The organism is Nocardioides aquaticus, assembly GCF_018459925.1.
Classification (GTDB): domain Bacteria; phylum Actinomycetota; class Actinomycetes; order Propionibacteriales; family Nocardioidaceae; genus Nocardioides; species Nocardioides aquaticus.
Genome location: NZ_CP075371.1, coordinates 3163897 through 3178063, shown reverse-complemented (window position 1 = coordinate 3178063; position 14167 = coordinate 3163897). Strand labels below are relative to the sequence as shown.

The 14167-nt window shown below is 74.1% G+C and carries 16 protein-coding genes and 1 pseudogene; 8 read left to right on the top strand and 9 right to left on the bottom strand.

Features of this window, described 5'->3' with window-relative positions; translation table 11 throughout:
• Positions 1–9 precede the first annotated feature (9 nt).
• The 5 genes from ENKNEFLB_RS15410 (at position 10) to ENKNEFLB_RS15390 (ending at position 4039) form a co-directional block, all read left to right on the top strand.
• Positions 10–636, top strand: coding sequence for a sulfotransferase family protein (locus ENKNEFLB_RS15410; RefSeq protein ID WP_214056207.1), 627 nt, complete (start codon positions 10–12; stop codon positions 634–636).
• A gap of 44 nt (positions 637–680) precedes the next feature.
• Positions 681–1268 (top strand): DUF5998 family protein, encoded by a 588-nt coding sequence (locus tag ENKNEFLB_RS15405; RefSeq protein WP_214056206.1) that lies wholly within the window; start codon positions 681–683, stop codon positions 1266–1268.
• The gene (locus ENKNEFLB_RS15400; protein ID WP_214056205.1) at positions 1265–2407 is read left to right on the top strand and encodes an alkaline phosphatase family protein; all 1143 of its coding nucleotides are present in this window, start codon (positions 1265–1267) and stop codon (positions 2405–2407) included. Before ENKNEFLB_RS15405 ends, ENKNEFLB_RS15400 begins: the two co-directional genes overlap by 4 nt.
• Before the next feature lie 257 nt (positions 2408–2664).
• Positions 2665–3306, top strand: a complete 642-nt coding sequence (locus ENKNEFLB_RS15395; RefSeq protein WP_214056204.1) for an ANTAR domain-containing protein — start codon at positions 2665–2667, stop codon at positions 3304–3306.
• A gap of 22 nt (positions 3307–3328) precedes the next feature.
• Positions 3329–4039 carry a GAF and ANTAR domain-containing protein gene (locus ENKNEFLB_RS15390; RefSeq protein ID WP_214056203.1) on the top strand — a complete coding sequence of 237 codons (711 nt, stop codon included), beginning with the start codon at positions 3329–3331 and terminating at the stop codon, positions 4037–4039.
• Positions 4040–4076: 37 nt separating this feature from the next.
• Here ENKNEFLB_RS15390 and ENKNEFLB_RS22665 read toward each other — a convergent pair whose 3' ends face one another.
• The 3 genes from ENKNEFLB_RS22665 to ENKNEFLB_RS15380 are packed head-to-tail and all read right to left on the bottom strand — an operon-like array spanning position 4077 to position 5940.
• A complete protein-coding gene (locus ENKNEFLB_RS22665; RefSeq protein ID WP_246535580.1) occupies positions 4077–4181 on the bottom strand; it encodes an alpha-hydroxy-acid oxidizing protein in 105 nt (34 codons plus the stop codon).
• Complete coding sequence (locus ENKNEFLB_RS15385) at positions 4148–5362, bottom strand: alpha-hydroxy-acid oxidizing protein (RefSeq protein ID WP_246535579.1); 1215 nt, start codon at positions 5360–5362, stop codon at positions 4148–4150. The genes ENKNEFLB_RS22665 and ENKNEFLB_RS15385 overlap by 34 nt, the downstream gene beginning before the upstream one ends.
• Before the next feature lie 23 nt (positions 5363–5385).
• Positions 5386–5940, bottom strand: a complete 555-nt coding sequence (locus tag ENKNEFLB_RS15380; protein ID WP_246535578.1) for a type 1 glutamine amidotransferase domain-containing protein — start codon at positions 5938–5940, stop codon at positions 5386–5388.
• A gap of 130 nt (positions 5941–6070) precedes the next feature.
• Between ENKNEFLB_RS15380 and ENKNEFLB_RS15375 the strand changes: the two genes are divergently transcribed.
• A complete protein-coding gene (locus tag ENKNEFLB_RS15375) occupies positions 6071–6748 on the top strand; it encodes a response regulator transcription factor (RefSeq protein ID WP_214056201.1) in 678 nt (225 codons plus the stop codon).
• 16 nt (positions 6749–6764) lie between these two features.
• On the opposite strand, the gene ENKNEFLB_RS15370 is transcribed toward ENKNEFLB_RS15375, so the two are convergent.
• Together ENKNEFLB_RS15370 and ENKNEFLB_RS15365 are read right to left on the bottom strand one after the other, a co-directional pair.
• A complete protein-coding gene (locus ENKNEFLB_RS15370) occupies positions 6765–7244 on the bottom strand; it encodes a DUF2231 domain-containing protein (RefSeq protein ID WP_214056200.1) in 480 nt (159 codons plus the stop codon).
• Positions 7245–7288: 44 nt separating this feature from the next.
• A pseudogene (locus ENKNEFLB_RS15365) lies at positions 7289–8682 on the bottom strand (protein adenylyltransferase SelO).
• 204 nt (positions 8683–8886) lie between these two features.
• Between ENKNEFLB_RS15365 and ENKNEFLB_RS15360 the strand changes: the two are divergent.
• Positions 8887–11073 (top strand): glutamine synthetase III family protein, encoded by a 2187-nt coding sequence (locus ENKNEFLB_RS15360; RefSeq protein WP_214056199.1) that lies wholly within the window; start codon positions 8887–8889, stop codon positions 11071–11073.
• Here ENKNEFLB_RS15360 and ENKNEFLB_RS15355 read toward each other — a convergent pair.
• Positions 11061–12065, bottom strand: a complete 1005-nt coding sequence (locus ENKNEFLB_RS15355; protein WP_214056198.1) for a 5'-3' exonuclease — start codon at positions 12063–12065, stop codon at positions 11061–11063. The genes ENKNEFLB_RS15360 and ENKNEFLB_RS15355 overlap by 13 nt on opposite strands.
• 102 nt (positions 12066–12167) lie before the next feature.
• On the opposite strand from ENKNEFLB_RS15355, the gene ENKNEFLB_RS15350 reads away from it, so the two are divergent.
• Entirely contained in the window at positions 12168–13205 is a 1038-nt protein-coding gene (locus tag ENKNEFLB_RS15350) for a phosphatase PAP2 family protein (protein ID WP_214056197.1), read from the top strand.
• Here ENKNEFLB_RS15350 and ENKNEFLB_RS15345 read toward each other — a convergent pair.
• From ENKNEFLB_RS15345 to ENKNEFLB_RS15335, 3 genes are all read right to left on the bottom strand, one after another.
• Entirely contained in the window at positions 13168–13434 is a 267-nt protein-coding gene (locus ENKNEFLB_RS15345; protein WP_160007103.1) for a metal-sensitive transcriptional regulator, read from the bottom strand. The genes ENKNEFLB_RS15350 and ENKNEFLB_RS15345 overlap by 38 nt on opposite strands.
• On the bottom strand, positions 13434–13865 hold the full coding sequence (locus ENKNEFLB_RS15340; RefSeq protein WP_214056196.1) for a DUF302 domain-containing protein: 432 nt from the start codon (positions 13863–13865) through the stop codon (positions 13434–13436). The genes ENKNEFLB_RS15345 and ENKNEFLB_RS15340 overlap by 1 nt, the downstream gene beginning before the upstream one ends.
• A gap of 86 nt (positions 13866–13951) precedes the next feature.
• On the bottom strand, positions 13952–14119 hold the full coding sequence (locus ENKNEFLB_RS15335) for a hypothetical protein (protein ID WP_214056195.1): 168 nt from the start codon (positions 14117–14119) through the stop codon (positions 13952–13954).
• Between the last annotated feature and the right edge of the window lie 48 nt (positions 14120–14167).

Below are 14167 nucleotides of genomic sequence, written 5' to 3'. Positions count from 1 at the left end.
CGGGGTGCGGTGATCGTCTCCGACACCACCGGTCTGCTCTTCGTCCACGTGCAGAAGACCGGTGGCACCACCGTGCAGCGCTGGCTCGAGGAGGTCACCCCCGACGCCCGGCCCGTGCCCGGGTGCCACCGGCACGCCGGGCTCACCACGATCCTGCAGGCCGAGCCGGGCCTGGGCGACCACCTCGTGGTGGGCTTCGTGCGCAACCCGTGGTCCCGGATGCACTCCTGGCACCGGATGGTGCGGCGCTGGGTGGCGCAGGTGCCCGACGGCGAGCCGCTGGCGTCGCTGTCCCACTTCCGGGGCAACGCCTTCGCCCGCCGGGTGGCCCGCGAGCTGCCGGACTTCGAGGACTTCGTGCTGCGGGGCACCCGCGAGGTTCCCCGGCTGCGACGACCACAGGTGGCGTACCTGCGGGCGCCCGGTCGCCGGGCCGACCTGGTCGGTCGCCAGGAGACGCTGGAGACGGACCTGCGGGTCCTGGCCGAGCGGTGCGGCCTCCCGCCGCACGCGGGCGGGCGGTGGAACGCCGACGACGAGCCGGTGGACTACCGCGACGCCTACACCCCGGCGATGCGCGACCGGGTCGCCGAGGTCTTCGCCCGGGACGTCGAGGCGTTCGGCTACGAGTTCTAGGCGCCCTCCTGGTGCCTGCCGCGACCCGTGCGAGACTTCGTGGCATGCGCAGCACCCGCACCGACGACCGCGACCGTACCCGCGAGCTGCTCGGGGCCATCGAGCAGACCGGGTACTACCCCGAGGTGGTCGCCGACGGCGTCGCCGCCGCGGTGGCCGGCGAGCAGGTGGTCTCCTACTACGTCCACCACGAGCCGACCTTCGAGCACGACGAGGTGCGTCGCCACCAGAGCGTGGTCGTGCTGACGCCGAGCCGGCTGGTGCTGGCCCACACCGACGAGCACGCCCCCGACGACCTGCTCCCGGAGCCCTACACCTCCACGTCGACGGAGTCGGTGCGGCTGGACTCCGTGCGCTCGGTCGTGGTGACCCGGATGGTCGCGAACCCGACCCAGGGCCCCACCCCGGCGGCCGAGGCCGTGATGACGATCGGCTGGGGCGGCGTCGGCCGCCTCGACCTCGAGCCGGCCGGCTGCAGCGACCCCGAGTGCGAGGCCGACCACGGCTACACCGGCTCGATGACCGCCGACGACTTCACCCTGCGCGTCTCGGCCACCGCCGACGGCCCCGACGCCGTCGCGGGCCTGCTCTCCTTCGCCGAGTCCCTCTCGGCGCGCACCCACCTGCGGTGACCCTGCTCGAGCCGGAGTACGGCCGCCGCTCCCTCGGTGACGTCGTCCCGGCCGTCGCCCGCGCCCTGGGCCGACCGCTCGACCCCGGCACCGCGCCCGACCGGGGCGTCGCGGGCGCGCCCGGGCTCGTGCTCCCCGACGCCGAGGCGTACGTGCTGTTCCTCGTCGACGGGCTCGGCGCCCGCCAGCTGGCCCGCTACGAGCACGCCGCGCCGTACCTGTCCTCGCTGCGCGTCGTCGACGCGGCCGCCACCGCCGGGGTGCCGTCCACGACGGCCACCAGCCTGACCTCGCTGGGCACCGGGCTGACGCCGGGCACGCACGGGGTCGTCGGCTACAGCTCCCGGATCCCCGGGACCGACCGGCTCCTGTTCGCCCTCGGCTGGGACGCCGCGGTCGACCCCCGCGAGTGGCAGCCGCACCCGACCACCTTCACCCGGCTCCAGACCGCCGGCGTCACCACGACCGTGGTCAACAAGCGCGAGTTCGAGGGCAGCGGGCTGACCGAGGCCGCCCACCGCGGCGCCGACTTCGTGGGCGCCGACAAGGTGGGGGAGCGGATCGCGGCCACCCAGCGGGTGTCGGCGCGCACCCCGTCGCTGACCTACCTCTACGACGGCGACCTCGACTGGACAGGGCACCGCCACGGTGTCGCCTCGACGGCCTGGCTCCAGCAGCTGGCGATGATCGACAGCGAGGCCGAGCAGCTGCGCGAGTCGCTGCCGGCCTCCGTACGCCTGCTCGTGGTCGCCGACCACGGCATGGTCGACGCCGACCCGGCGCAGCGCTTCGACGTCGACGCGCTGCCGGAGCTGTCCGCCGGGGTCAGCCTCTTGGGTGGCGAGGCCCGCTTCCGCCAGCTCTACTGCCAGCGCGGCGCGGTCGACGACGTGGTCGCCGCCTGGCGGGGGACGCTGGGGGACGCCGCCGAGGTGCTGACCCGGGAGGAGGCCGTGGCCCGGGGCTGGTTCGGGCCGGTCTCCTCCACGGTGGTGCCCCGGCTGGGAGACGTGCTGGTGGCGTGCCGTGACCGGGCGTCGGTCGTCTCCACCGTCGGCTGGTCCCACGAGTCCCGGCTGGTCGGCCTGCACGGGTCGCTGACGCCCGACGAGATGCTGATCCCGGTCCTGATCGACTGAGGGAGGAAGCGACCCGCGGCGCCGGACGGCGTCGTCGTACGTCGTCGTACGTCGTCGCACGACCGGGCCGGGGCGCCGGGACGCTAGGATCGGCGCTGGTCCGGTGACACCCGGGCAGCACCGACCGGAGGCACCACATCGACCGTCCCGCGCACACCCCCGACGCCCGCACCCGCGCGCGCGCCGTCCTGGACGCCCAGCCGCCACCGGTCGGGGCGGGCCTGCCGCCCCAGCTCGACCGGGTGTGCTGCGCGGCGATGGAGGCGCTGTCCTCCGACGGTGCCGCCATCACCCTCGTCCCGGCCCGGGGCCTGGACCACGACGCCGCCCAGGCGCAGGTGGTGGCCGGGTCCTCCGACGTCCTCTTCCGGCGTGCCGCCGAGGTCGAGCTGGACCTGGGGGAGGGGCCAGTCACCCAGGCACATCACGACGGCCACCCCGTCCTCGTGCCCGAGGTCGGCGCCTCCGGCGGGTGGCGCTGGCCGGCGTGGGACTCCCGCGCCCGGGACCTCGGCATCGGGGCGGTGCACGCCTTCCCGCTCCAGCTGGGCGCCGCGCGGTTCGGGGCCCTGGCGGCCTTCCACGGCCGGCCGTTCGCGCTGGTGCCGACCGTCGCCGCCCTGGGGGTCGCGCTCGCCGCGCTGACCACCGAGCTGCTGCTCGACCGCGCCGCGGAGACCGAGGGCGGCGCCGGCGGGGCGGCCCTCGGCGACGAGCTGGACCTGCGCATCGAGGTCTACCAGGCCCAGGGGATGGTGATGGCCGCGCTCGGCGTGACCATGGCCGAGGCTCTCGCCCGGATGCGCGCCCATGCCTTCGCGGCCGGCCGGGACCTCCCGTCCGTGGCCGCCGACATCGTCGCCGGTCGTGTCGCCCTGTCCCGGGACGGCACCCGATGACCACGATCGAGAGGACCGCGTCATGATCGACCTCCACCGCATCCCCGAGCTCTTCGTCGACGTGGCCGACACCCTGGTCGACGAGTTCGACCTGCTCGACTTCCTGCACCGTCTCACCGAGCACGCGGCCACGGTCAGCGGCGCCAGCGCGGTCGGGCTGATGATGCTCGACCAGGACGACGTCCTGCGCTACATGGCCTCCACCTCCGAGAGCGCCCGGATGCTCGAGCTGCTGCAGCTGCAGACCGAGGAGGGGCCCTGCTTCGACTGCTCGCGCACCGGGGAGGCCGTGGTGAACGCCGACCTCGCGGCGGCCACCGACCGCTGGCCCACCTTCGCCCGCGCCGCCCTCGACGCCGGGTTCCAGTCGGTGCACGCCTTCCCGATGCGTCTGCGGGACCGGTCCATCGGTGCCCTCAACCTGCTCGGGGGTGCGCACGGCACCTTCGAGCCCGCCGACGTGCGCCTGGTACAGGCGCTGGCCGACGTCGCCACGATCGCGCTGCTGCAGGAGCGGCAGCTCTCGCGTGCCGGCGCGGTGACCGAGCAGCTCCAGGGCGCGCTGAACAGCCGGATCGTGCTCGAGCAGGCCAAGGGGGTGCTCGCGCAGCAGATGGGCAGCACGCCCGACGCGGCCTTCGAGGTGCTCCGGCGTCGGGCCCGGGCCGGGCACGTCCGCCTCACCGACCTGGCCCGGTCGGTGGTCGACGAGGTCGAGCGACGGGGCCGCTAGCAGCCGGCACCACCGTCCGGGCCCGCCCCGCGGGGCCTCAGGGGCGCTGCGGCACCAGCGCGTCGGGCGTGATCGAGGCCAGGTCGGGCGTGCCGGTCAGGGCCATCGTCAGGTCGAGCTCGGCGACGACGTTGCCCAGCACCTCCTCCACCCCCGCTGGCCGGCCACGGCCAGGCCGTAGATGGGCGAGCGGCCGAGCAGCACCGCGTCGGCGCCCAGCGCCCGGGCGACGAACACGTCGGCGCCGGTGCGGACCCCGCTGTCCAGCAGCAGCGTGGGCTCCGGCCCGACCGCGTCGCGCACCCGGACCAGCGCGTCGAGCGACGCCACCGCGTTGTCGACCTGCCGACCGCCGTGGTTGGAGACCACCAGGGCGTCGGCGCCGAGGTCCAGTGCACGGCGGGCGTCGTCGGGGTGCAGGATCCCTTTGAGGACCACCGGCAGCGAGGTGCGCGAGCGCAGCGTCGCGAGGTGGTCCCAGGACAGGCCGGGGTTGGAGTAGACGTCGAGGAAGGTCTCGACCGAGGCCCGCGGCTCGGGCGTGCGCAGGTTGTCGCGGAACGCGCCGGGATGGTTGCGGGCGATGTCGAGCAGGGTGCGCACGGCCCCGAGGGTGACCTCGACCGCCTCACGCCCGTCCCGGGCCGCAGCCGCGACGCGGTCCCGCACGATCTCGGCGAAGCGGTCGTCGGAGGTGTACTGGGCGATCCCGATGCCCCGGCTGAAGGGCAGCGACCCGAGGTCGAGGTCCTGCGGGCGCCACCCCAGCACGGTGGTGTCCAGCGTGACGACCAGGGCCTGCGCCCCGGTGGCCTCGGCCCGGCCGATCAGGCTGTCGACCAGGCCCTCGTCCTTGCTCCAGTACAGCTGGAACCAGTGCGGGCTGCCACCGAGCTCGGCGACGACGTCCTCCATCGGGCTACTGGCCTGGTTGGACAGCACGTACGTCGTCCCGGTCGCCGCCGCGGCCCGGGCGACGGCGAGGTCGGCGTCCCGGTGCACCAGCCCGGCGGCGCCCACCGGGGCCAGCAGCACGGGCGCGGCGAGGCGGTGGCCGAGCAGGTCGAGGGACAGGTCGCGCACGGCGTGGCCGTGCGCCATCCGCGGCAGCACGCCCCAGGCGTCGAAGGCCTGTCGGTTCCGGGCCATCGTGCGACCCTGGCCGGCGCCGCCGGCGACGTAGGCCCAGGCGCGGGCGCTCATCGCCCGCCGGGCGGCCCGTTCGAGGGCGGCGTCGTCGGTCGGCACCGCCGGCCGTCGACCCAGCGCGCCCTGGCGGTAGACGTGACCCTGTCGTAGACGCCCGATCCCGGTGCTGACCATGGCCCGACCCTAGCCAGCCCGGCTCAGCCGGAGAACGCCTCCACGGACGCCTGGACGAAGGCGTCGAGGTCGCCGGGGTTGCGGCTGGTCACCAGGGTCCAGCCGTTGGCCGGGCAGGTGAAGGACTGCTCGTCGACCCAGGTCGCGCCGGCGTTCTTGAGGTCGGTGCGGATGCTGGGGAAGCTGGTGAGCGTCTTGCCCCGCAGGACGTCGGCCTCGGCCAGCGTCCACGGTCCGTGGCAGATCGCCGCGACGGGCTTGCCGGCGTCGACCAGCGTGCGGACGAGCGCGACCGCGCCCTCGTCCAGGCGGAGCTGGTCGGGGTTGGTGGTCCCGCCGGGAAGGACGAGGGCGTCGACCGTGGTCGGGTCCAGGTCGGCGACGGTGGTGTCGACGTCGAAGGTGTCGCCCTTCTCCACGTCGTTGTTGAACGCCTGGACGGTGCCGGCCTCGGGCGCCACCAGGACGCAGGTGGCGCCGGCCGCCTGCAGGCCCTCCCAGGGCTGTGTCAGCTCGACCTGCTCGACGCCGGAGCCGGCCATGAGGAATGCGATCGTCTTGCCGTCGAGCTGTGCCACGAGGAGTGCTCCTGAGAACGAGGGTGGATGGTCGTGCCACCCCACGTCACCAGGCGGGCGGTCGCCACCCAACACCCGCACGGGTGACGGCCCGGGACCGAGGGGGCCGTCCTTCTCGTAGGATGGCGGCATGTCTGCCTCGCCCGTCCGCATCGCCGTGGTCAACGACTACGCCATCGTGGTGGCCGGGACCGCGCGGGTCCTGGAGCCCTTCAGCGACCGGGTCGAGGTCGTCGAGCTGGACAGCCGCAAGCCGGTCGTGAGCGACGTCGACGTCGTGCTCTACGACACCTTCGGCAAGCCGCAGGGCGCGTCGTGCGACCCCGCCCGGCTGGTCGGCGCCGGGGCGCGGTTCCTGGTCTTCAGCTGGAACACCGACCCCGACCAGGTGCGGGCCTCCCTGGAGCGAGGGGCGCACGGCTACGTCTCGAAGGCCTGCAGCGCCGAGGAGCTGGTCGAGGCCGTGGAGCGGGTCCACCGCGGCGAGCGGGTCACGCCGGGCGACGACGACGCCCCCGAGCGCGGGGAGCTGTTCGGCCGGTGGCCCGGGGACGAGCACGGGCTGAGCGCACGCGAGTCCGAGGTGCTGGCCCTGATCTGCCAGGGCCTGAGCAACGTCGAGATCTCGCAGCGCGCCTACATCGGCATCAACACCGTCAAGACCTACATCCGCTCGGCCTACCGCAAGATCGGGGCCACCACCCGGCCCCAGGCCGTGATCTGGGGCCTCTCGCACGGCTTCGAGCCCGACCGTGTGCGACGGGTCCTCGAGGACCGCACCCCGCCGTCGGCGTCGTCGGCCGGCTGACCCCCGCGCCCCGACGTCAGCGCGCCGAGGAGGCGCCGACCGAGCCGCCCCACACCGCGCGGGCGCCGCTGTCCCCGATCCGGTAGACCTGGACCGCGGTGCCGAGCGCCACCACCACCGCGACCACGGCGACCCCGGTGGCCAGGCCGCGTCCCGGGCCGCCCGGAGCGCCCGGACCGTCGCCGTCCCGGGTCGCGCCCGAGCGTCGGCGCTCGAGCAGCACCATCGCCAGCACCAGGACCAGGAGCGGCGCCGCGAACCAGATCAGGGTGTCGCCGAGCTCGGCGTGCTCCCCGGGGTTGCCCACGCGCCGCTCGAGGGCCTCGCCGGAGGAGGTGGCCACGGGCACCAGCACGGTCGCGACCGCGGTCACGCCGACCAGCAGCCACCCGTACCGGAGGCGCCACGCGGGACGCAGGGCCAGGGCCAGGGTCCCGAGGACGGCCAGCGGGAGCAGCACGACGACCGCGTGGACGACGAGCGGGTGGTCGAACATGCCCTGATCATGGACCGCCTTGCTGTGGGGACGCTGAGACCGGCTCAGGTCCCGCAGAACGTCCGGAACCCGGCACCGCCGTCGGGGTCCGGCTCGGCGTACCGCTCGAGTCCCGGGCGCTCGTCGTAGGGCGACGCCAGGACGTCCAGCAGCGTGCGCACCGGGCCGAGGTCACCCTCGGTGGCTGCGGTCAGCGCCTCCTCGACCAGGTGGTTGCGCGGGACGTAGACCGGGTTGTGCCGGTCCATCGCCGCGGGGTCCGGGCCGACGGCGCGCCACCGCTCGCACCACGCGTCGAACGCGGCCAGGTCGAGCACCATCGCGCGGGCCGGCTCGGCGTCGCCGCGGGCGGCGGCCGAGAGCCGGCGCCAGAAGGAGGTGTGGTCGACGCCCGTCTCGCGCATGAGGGCCAGCAGGTCCGCGGCCAGGGCGTTCGCGACGTCGTCGGCGAGGCCGTCGGGCAGGCCGAGCTTGCGGCGCATCCCGGCGTCGAGGTGCGCGGTGTAGGTGGGGCTGTAGGTCTCGAGCGAGGCGGTGGCCAGGGCGACGGCCTGCTCCTCGTCGTCGTCGATGAGGGGGAGCAGGGCCTCGGCGAGGCGGGCGAGGTTCCACAGCGTCACGGTGGGCTGCTGACCGTAGGCGTAGCGGCCGCCCTCGTCGATGGAGCTGAACGACGTCGCGGGGTCGTAGGCGTCGAGGAAGGCGCACGGCCCGTAGTCGATGGTCTCCCCGGAGATCGTGACGTTGTCGGTGTTGAGCACGCCGTGCACGAAGCCGACCAGCATCCACTGCGCGACCAGGGCGGCCTGGGCGGCGGTGACGGCCTCGAGCAGGGCCAGGTACGGCCGCTCGGCGGCGCGGGCGTCGGGGTGGTGGCGGTCGATCGCGTGGTCGGCCAGGCGCCGGAGCAGGGCGGGGTCGCCGAGCGAGCGCGCGTACTGGAAGCTGCCGACCCGCAGGTGGCTGGCGGCGGTGCGGGCCAGCAGCGCCCCGGGCAGCGGCGTCTCGCGGCGCACGTCGCGACCGGTGGCGACGACCGCCAGGGCGCGGGTGGTGGGGACGCCGAGGTGGTGCAGGGCCTCGCTGACGACGTGCTCGCGCAGCATCGGGCCGACCGCGGCCAGCCCGTCGCCGCCGCGGGCGAAGGGGGTGCGGCCCGAGCCCTTGAGGTGCAGGTCGCGCAGCCGGCCGTCCGGCAGCGTCAGCTCGCCCAGGAGCAGCGCGCGGCCGTCCCCGAGGCGGGGGACCAGCCGCCGAACTGGTGGCCGGCGTAGGCCTGCGCCACGGGGCTCGCCCCCGCGGGCACCACGGTCCCGGTCAGCAGGCCCAGCCCGGCCGGGCTCCGCAGGTGGGCCGGGTCGAGGCCGAGCTCGACGGCGTGCTCCTCGTTGAGGGTCAGCAACGTCGGCGCGGGGGCGTCCTCGGCCTGCCAGGCCATGGCCAGCTCGGGCAGGGCGTCGGCGAAGCGGTGCTCGAGGTGCAGGTCGAGGGGGGTGGGGGCGACGGTGCTCACCGGACCAGCGTAGGCACGCGGAGCCGGCGGTCCGGTGTCACCGCGACGAAACACGTCCGACACCGGAGCCGCCTAGCGTCGCGGTCGAGCGTCGGCGCCCGGCGGCGCCGCGTCCGTACGAGGAGCCCCATGACCGCCAACGCCGTCCGCCAGCAGGCCATCGCCGCCGTCGAGGCGCGCGTCGCCCCGCCGATCAGCTTCGACCCCGGCGAGGAGCCGGGCTCGATCTTCGGCGAGAACGTGTTCAGCCTCACCGTGATGCAGAAGCGGCTGCCGAAGAACGTCTACCGCTCGATGCTCTCGACGATCGAGAAGTCGGCGCCGCTCGACCCCGACGTGGCCGACGCGGTCGCCTCGGCGATGAAGGACTGGGCGCTGGAGAAGGGCGCGACGCACTACGCGCACGTGTTCTACCCGCTGACCGGCCTGACCGCCGAGAAGCACGACAGCTTCCTGGACCCGGTCGGCGACGGCACCGCCTTCGCCTCGTTCTCCGGCAAGACCCTGGTCCAGGGCGAGCCGGACGCCTCCTCGTTCCCCAACGGCGGGCTGCGCAACACCTTCGAGGCCCGCGGCTACACGGCCTGGGACGTGATGAGCCCGGCGTACGTCCTGGAGAACCCGAACGGCAACACGCTGTGCATCCCCACGATCTTCATCTCGATGACCGGCGAGGCGCTGGACCACAAGACGCCGCTGCTGCGCTCGCAGCAGGCCATGTCGGTGCACGCGCGCCGGGTGCTGGAGCTGTTCGGCCACACCGGCCCCGACAACGTGGTGGCCTACTGCGGCGCCGAGCAGGAGTACTTCCTGGTCGACTCGCACTTCTTCCTGGCCCGCCCGGACCTGCTGAACGCCGGCCGCACGCTGTTCGGGGCGAAGCCGCCGAAGGGCCAGGAGTTCGACGACCACTACTTCGGCGCCATCCCCGAGCGGGTGCTCGGCTACATGATGGACACCGAGCGGGAGCTGTTCAAGCTCGGCATCCCCGCCAAGACCCGGCACAACGAGGTCGCCCCCGGCCAGTTCGAGGTGGCGCCGATGTTCGAGCGCGCCAACGAGGCCTCCGACCACCAGCAGCTGCTGATGACGACCTTCAAGTCGGTGGCCAGGAAGCACGGCATGGAGTGCCTGTTCCACGAGAAGCCGTTCGACGGTGTCAACGGCTCGGGCAAGCACGTGAACTTCTCGCTCGGCAACGCCGCGCTCGGCAGCCTGCTGGTGCCCGGCGACACCCCGCACGACAACGCCCAGTTCCTGGTCTTCTGCGCCGCGGTGATCCGCTCGGTCCACCGCTTCGGCGGGCTGCTGCGCGCCTCGGTCGCCTCGGCCTCCAACGACCACCGCCTCGGGGCGAACGAGGCGCCGCCGGCGATCATCTCGATCTTCCTCGGCGACCAGCTCGCCGACGTCTTCGACCAGATCGCCAAGGGCGGTGCGACCCGGTCCAAGGAGAGGGGCACGCTCACGATCGGCGTGGACACGCTGCCCGACCTGACCACGGACCCGGGCGACCGCAACCGCACCAGCCCCTTCGCCTTCACCGGCAACCGCTTCGAGTTCCGCGCGCCGGGCTCGAACCAGACCGTGGCCGGGCCGATGGTGGTGCTGAACACGATCATGGCCGAGGCGCTCGACCACTGCGCGACCACGCTGGAGGAGGCCGTGGCGGGCGGGACGGACTTCAACGAGGCCGTCCAGACGCTGCTGGCCTCGATCGTGGCCGACCACGGCGCGGTCATCTTCAACGGCAACGGCTACTCCGACGAGTGGCCGGTCGAGGCCGAGCAGCGCGGCCTGAAGAACCTCCGCACCACCGTCGACGCCCTGCCCGAGCTTATCACCCCCGAGGCCGTCGAGCTGTTCGGCACCTACGGCGTCTTCAACGCGCACGAGGCGCACAGCCGCTTCGAGGTCGGCATCGAGCAGTACGTCCTCGCGGTCGCCGTCGAGGCCAACCTGACCCTGGAGATGGCCACCACGACCGTGCTCCCGGCCGCGATCCGCTACCAGACCGAGCTCGCCGGCAACGTCGCCGCGCTGCTCGCCGCCGGCGTCGACGCCGACCGCAGCACGCTGGAGACGGTCTCGGCGCCGATCGGGGAGATGCGGGCCGCGTTGGTCGTGCTGGGCGAGGCACTGGCCCAGGACCACGTGGTCGACCCCGAGGACCCGCTCGCCGCTGCGAGCTTCTCCCGCGACACCGTGCTCCCGGCGATGGCCGCGGTCCGCACGGCCGCCGACACCCTCGAGACGCTGGTCGCCGACGACCTGTGGCCGCTGCCGACCTACCAGGAGATGCTCTACATCCTCTGAGCCCCGCCACCGGCCAGCACCCGGACCGCGAGGTCGGTGGTGGAGGGCACGCCGAGGTAGTCGACCGCGCGGGCCACGCGGTCGGCTGCCACGGGCAGCAGCCCGGGGGAGCCGGGCACCTCCGGGGTCAGCCCCAGGTCGACGTCGGCGCGTCCGGCCATGATCCCCACGTTGAAGTCGAACCGCGCCCGGGCGCCGTCGGCGGCCAGCTTGCGGACCAGCCCCGCGCCCGCGCGGCGACGGCCCTCCTCGAGGCACTGGTCGTCGACGGCGGCGGCGACGGTGGCCCCGGCGCAGTGCTCGAGGTCGGCCCACACCTCCTGCATGGATCCCACCTGGGCCATCAGCAGGGCGGCCGCCTTCTCGCCGATCCCGGGCACGCCCGGCAGGTTGTCGCTGGCGTCGCCGCGCAGGGCGGCGTACTCGAGGTAGTGCTCGGCGTGCACGCCGTACATCGCGTGCAGCCGGGCGGGGGTCAGCAGCGGGGAGCCGTCGACGCCGCCGGTGATCAGGCGCAGGACGTGGGTGTGCTCGCTGATGTGCGCGAAGGCGTCCCGGTCGGAGGTGACCACCACGCACCGCCAGCCGCGTGCCTCCGCCCAGGCGGCGGCCGACGCGCTGACGTCGTCGGCCTCCAGGCCCGCCGGGGTCACCGCGCGCAGGCCCAGGGCCCCGAGCAGCGGCCCCGCCCGCTCGAGCTGCTCGACCAGCGTGGCGTCCTTCTCCGCGCGCCCGGCCTTGTAGTCGGGGTACGCCTCCCGGCGCACCGAGGCCGCCCGGTCGTCGAGGCCGAAGACGACGGCGTCGGGCGTGAACCCCTCGACCGTCTCCAGGATCTGCAGCAGCATCCCGTGCAGCGCCCAGGCCGGCCGGCCGCCGCGGTCGCGCAGGTCGGTCGAGGCCCGCGCGTGGTGGTGGCGGTGCAGCAGCGAGGGGGCGTCGACCGCGAGCAGCAGCGGGCGCCCACGCGGCTCGTCTGTCGGAGGGGTCACGGTGCTGCCAGCGTACGCAGCCCGCACGGCCACCGGGTAGGCCGACGGCACGCGGACGGAGGCGCCGACGCCGGTGCCGGACGGGGGGAGGACGGTGGACCCATGGAGGAGACAGCACCGGCTCGACCCGCGGGGGGCGAGGCCGCCGGGGACCGCCGCTGGCTGGTCGCCTTCTGGGCGGTGGTGGTCGCCTTCGCCGTGGTCGCGGTCCTCGGCTCCGTCCGCGCCGGCGTGCCGATCCGCGACCCCGGGGGCGTCTGGTTCACCCGGCGGATCCTGGTCTCGATCGCCCTGTTCGCCCTGCTGGCCCTGGTCGACGCCTACCGCCGCACCGACGCCGGCGAGCGGTCGGTGCGGCGTACCGTCGAGGTGCTGCGAGCCCGCTGGCCCCGTCGTCGTCTGCTGCTGGCCGGGACCGGGCTGACCGGCTACTGGGTGGTGTATTCCAGCTACCGCAACCTCAAGAGCTGGGTCGCCTTCGAGGAGCCGCAGGACGCCATGCTGCTGCGGTGGGACCGCTGGCTGTTCCTGGGGCACAGCCCGGCGGGACTGCTGCACGACCTGCTGGGCGTGCAGCTGTCGGCGTACGTCCTGATCGCTATCTATCAGTCCTTCACGACACTGGTCCGACTCGCCGTGGTCGCCGCGGTGGTGTTCCCGACCCGCGTCAAGGACGGGTACGTCTTCCTCGCCTCCGCGGCGTGGGTGTGGATCCTCGGCGTCGGCTCGTACTACCTGATCCCCTCCCTCGGCCCGTTCACCTCCGACCCCGGGCAGTTCGCCGACCTGCCGCCCACGATCGTCACGGAGACGCAGACCCGGTTCCTGGCCGAGCGGGCCGCGTTCCTGGCCGACCCGGGGGCCGCCGGTGCGCTCAACCAGGTCTCGGCCTTCGCCAGCCTGCACGTCGCGGTGACCTGCATGATGCTGCTGATGGCCCGGTACTACGGGCTGCGGTGGACCAGCCGGTTCATGACGGTCTTCCTCATCGGGACGGTGCTGGCCACGGTCTACGTCGGCTGGCACTTCGTGGTCGACGACGTCGCCGGGCTGGTGATCGCCGTGGTCTCGGTCGCCCTGGGCCGCTGGATGGTCGACGGGGTCAGGCCAGGGCGAGGAAGAGCTTCTCCATCTTCTTGACGTCGACGCCGTCGAGGCCCTCGTCGGTCTCGGTGAGGCACTGCTGCAGCCCGGTGGCCACGATCGCGTACCCGGCGCGGGAGAGCGCCTTGTTGACCGCGGCGAGCTGGGTGAGGACCGCCTCGCAGTCGGAGCCCTCCTCCATCATCCGGATGACGCTGGCGAGGTGGCCGTTGGCCCGCTTCATCCGGGTGATGATCGGCTTGATGTCGGTCGGCTCGAGCTCCATCAGGCCCCCACCTCGACGGCGTCGAGCGTCGTGAGCGCGGTGAGCACGGCGGTCAGCCGGGCGCGGGCGTCGGTGGCCACGCTCCGCAGGGCCTCGCCCGCCTCGCCGTCACCGGCGAAGGACATCATCACGTCCGGGTCGAAGGCCTCCACGACGGTCGTCGTCTCGTCCACGCCGCGCACGACCACGTTGCACGGCAGCATCGCGGCGATCGACGGCTCGACCTGGAGCGCTTGGTGCGCCAGCTGCGGCCGGCAGGCGCCGAGGATGACCTGCGGCGCGACGTCGACGTCGAGCTTGGCCTTGAGCGTCGCGCGGAGGTCGATCTCGGTCAGCACGCCGAACCCGGCCTCGACCAGCTCCGCGCGGACCGCCGCGACGGTCTCCTCGTAGGGGCGGGGGACGGTCGTACGCATCGTGTAGTCCGCCATGGCGGGTCCTCCTCGGGCTGGTGGCCGCTGCGGGAGCGGCGGGGCGAGGCCATCCTACATCCCCCTGGGGGGATCGTTCTCAGGTGTCACGACCTCCTGCCGCGCAGGCGGTCGAGCAGGCCGCGGCCGGCCTCGCGGGGGTGTCCCTCGCACCGGTCGGCGCGGGGGACGCGGGCGAGGACCTGGTCGACGTGCTGGCCGCAGCCGGCCCAGGTGGTCCTGCCGCACTTCGTGCAGGTGACTGCTCGACACATGGTGGTGCTCCTTCTGTTGGTGGGGTGGGGTGGGGTGGGACGGGTCGT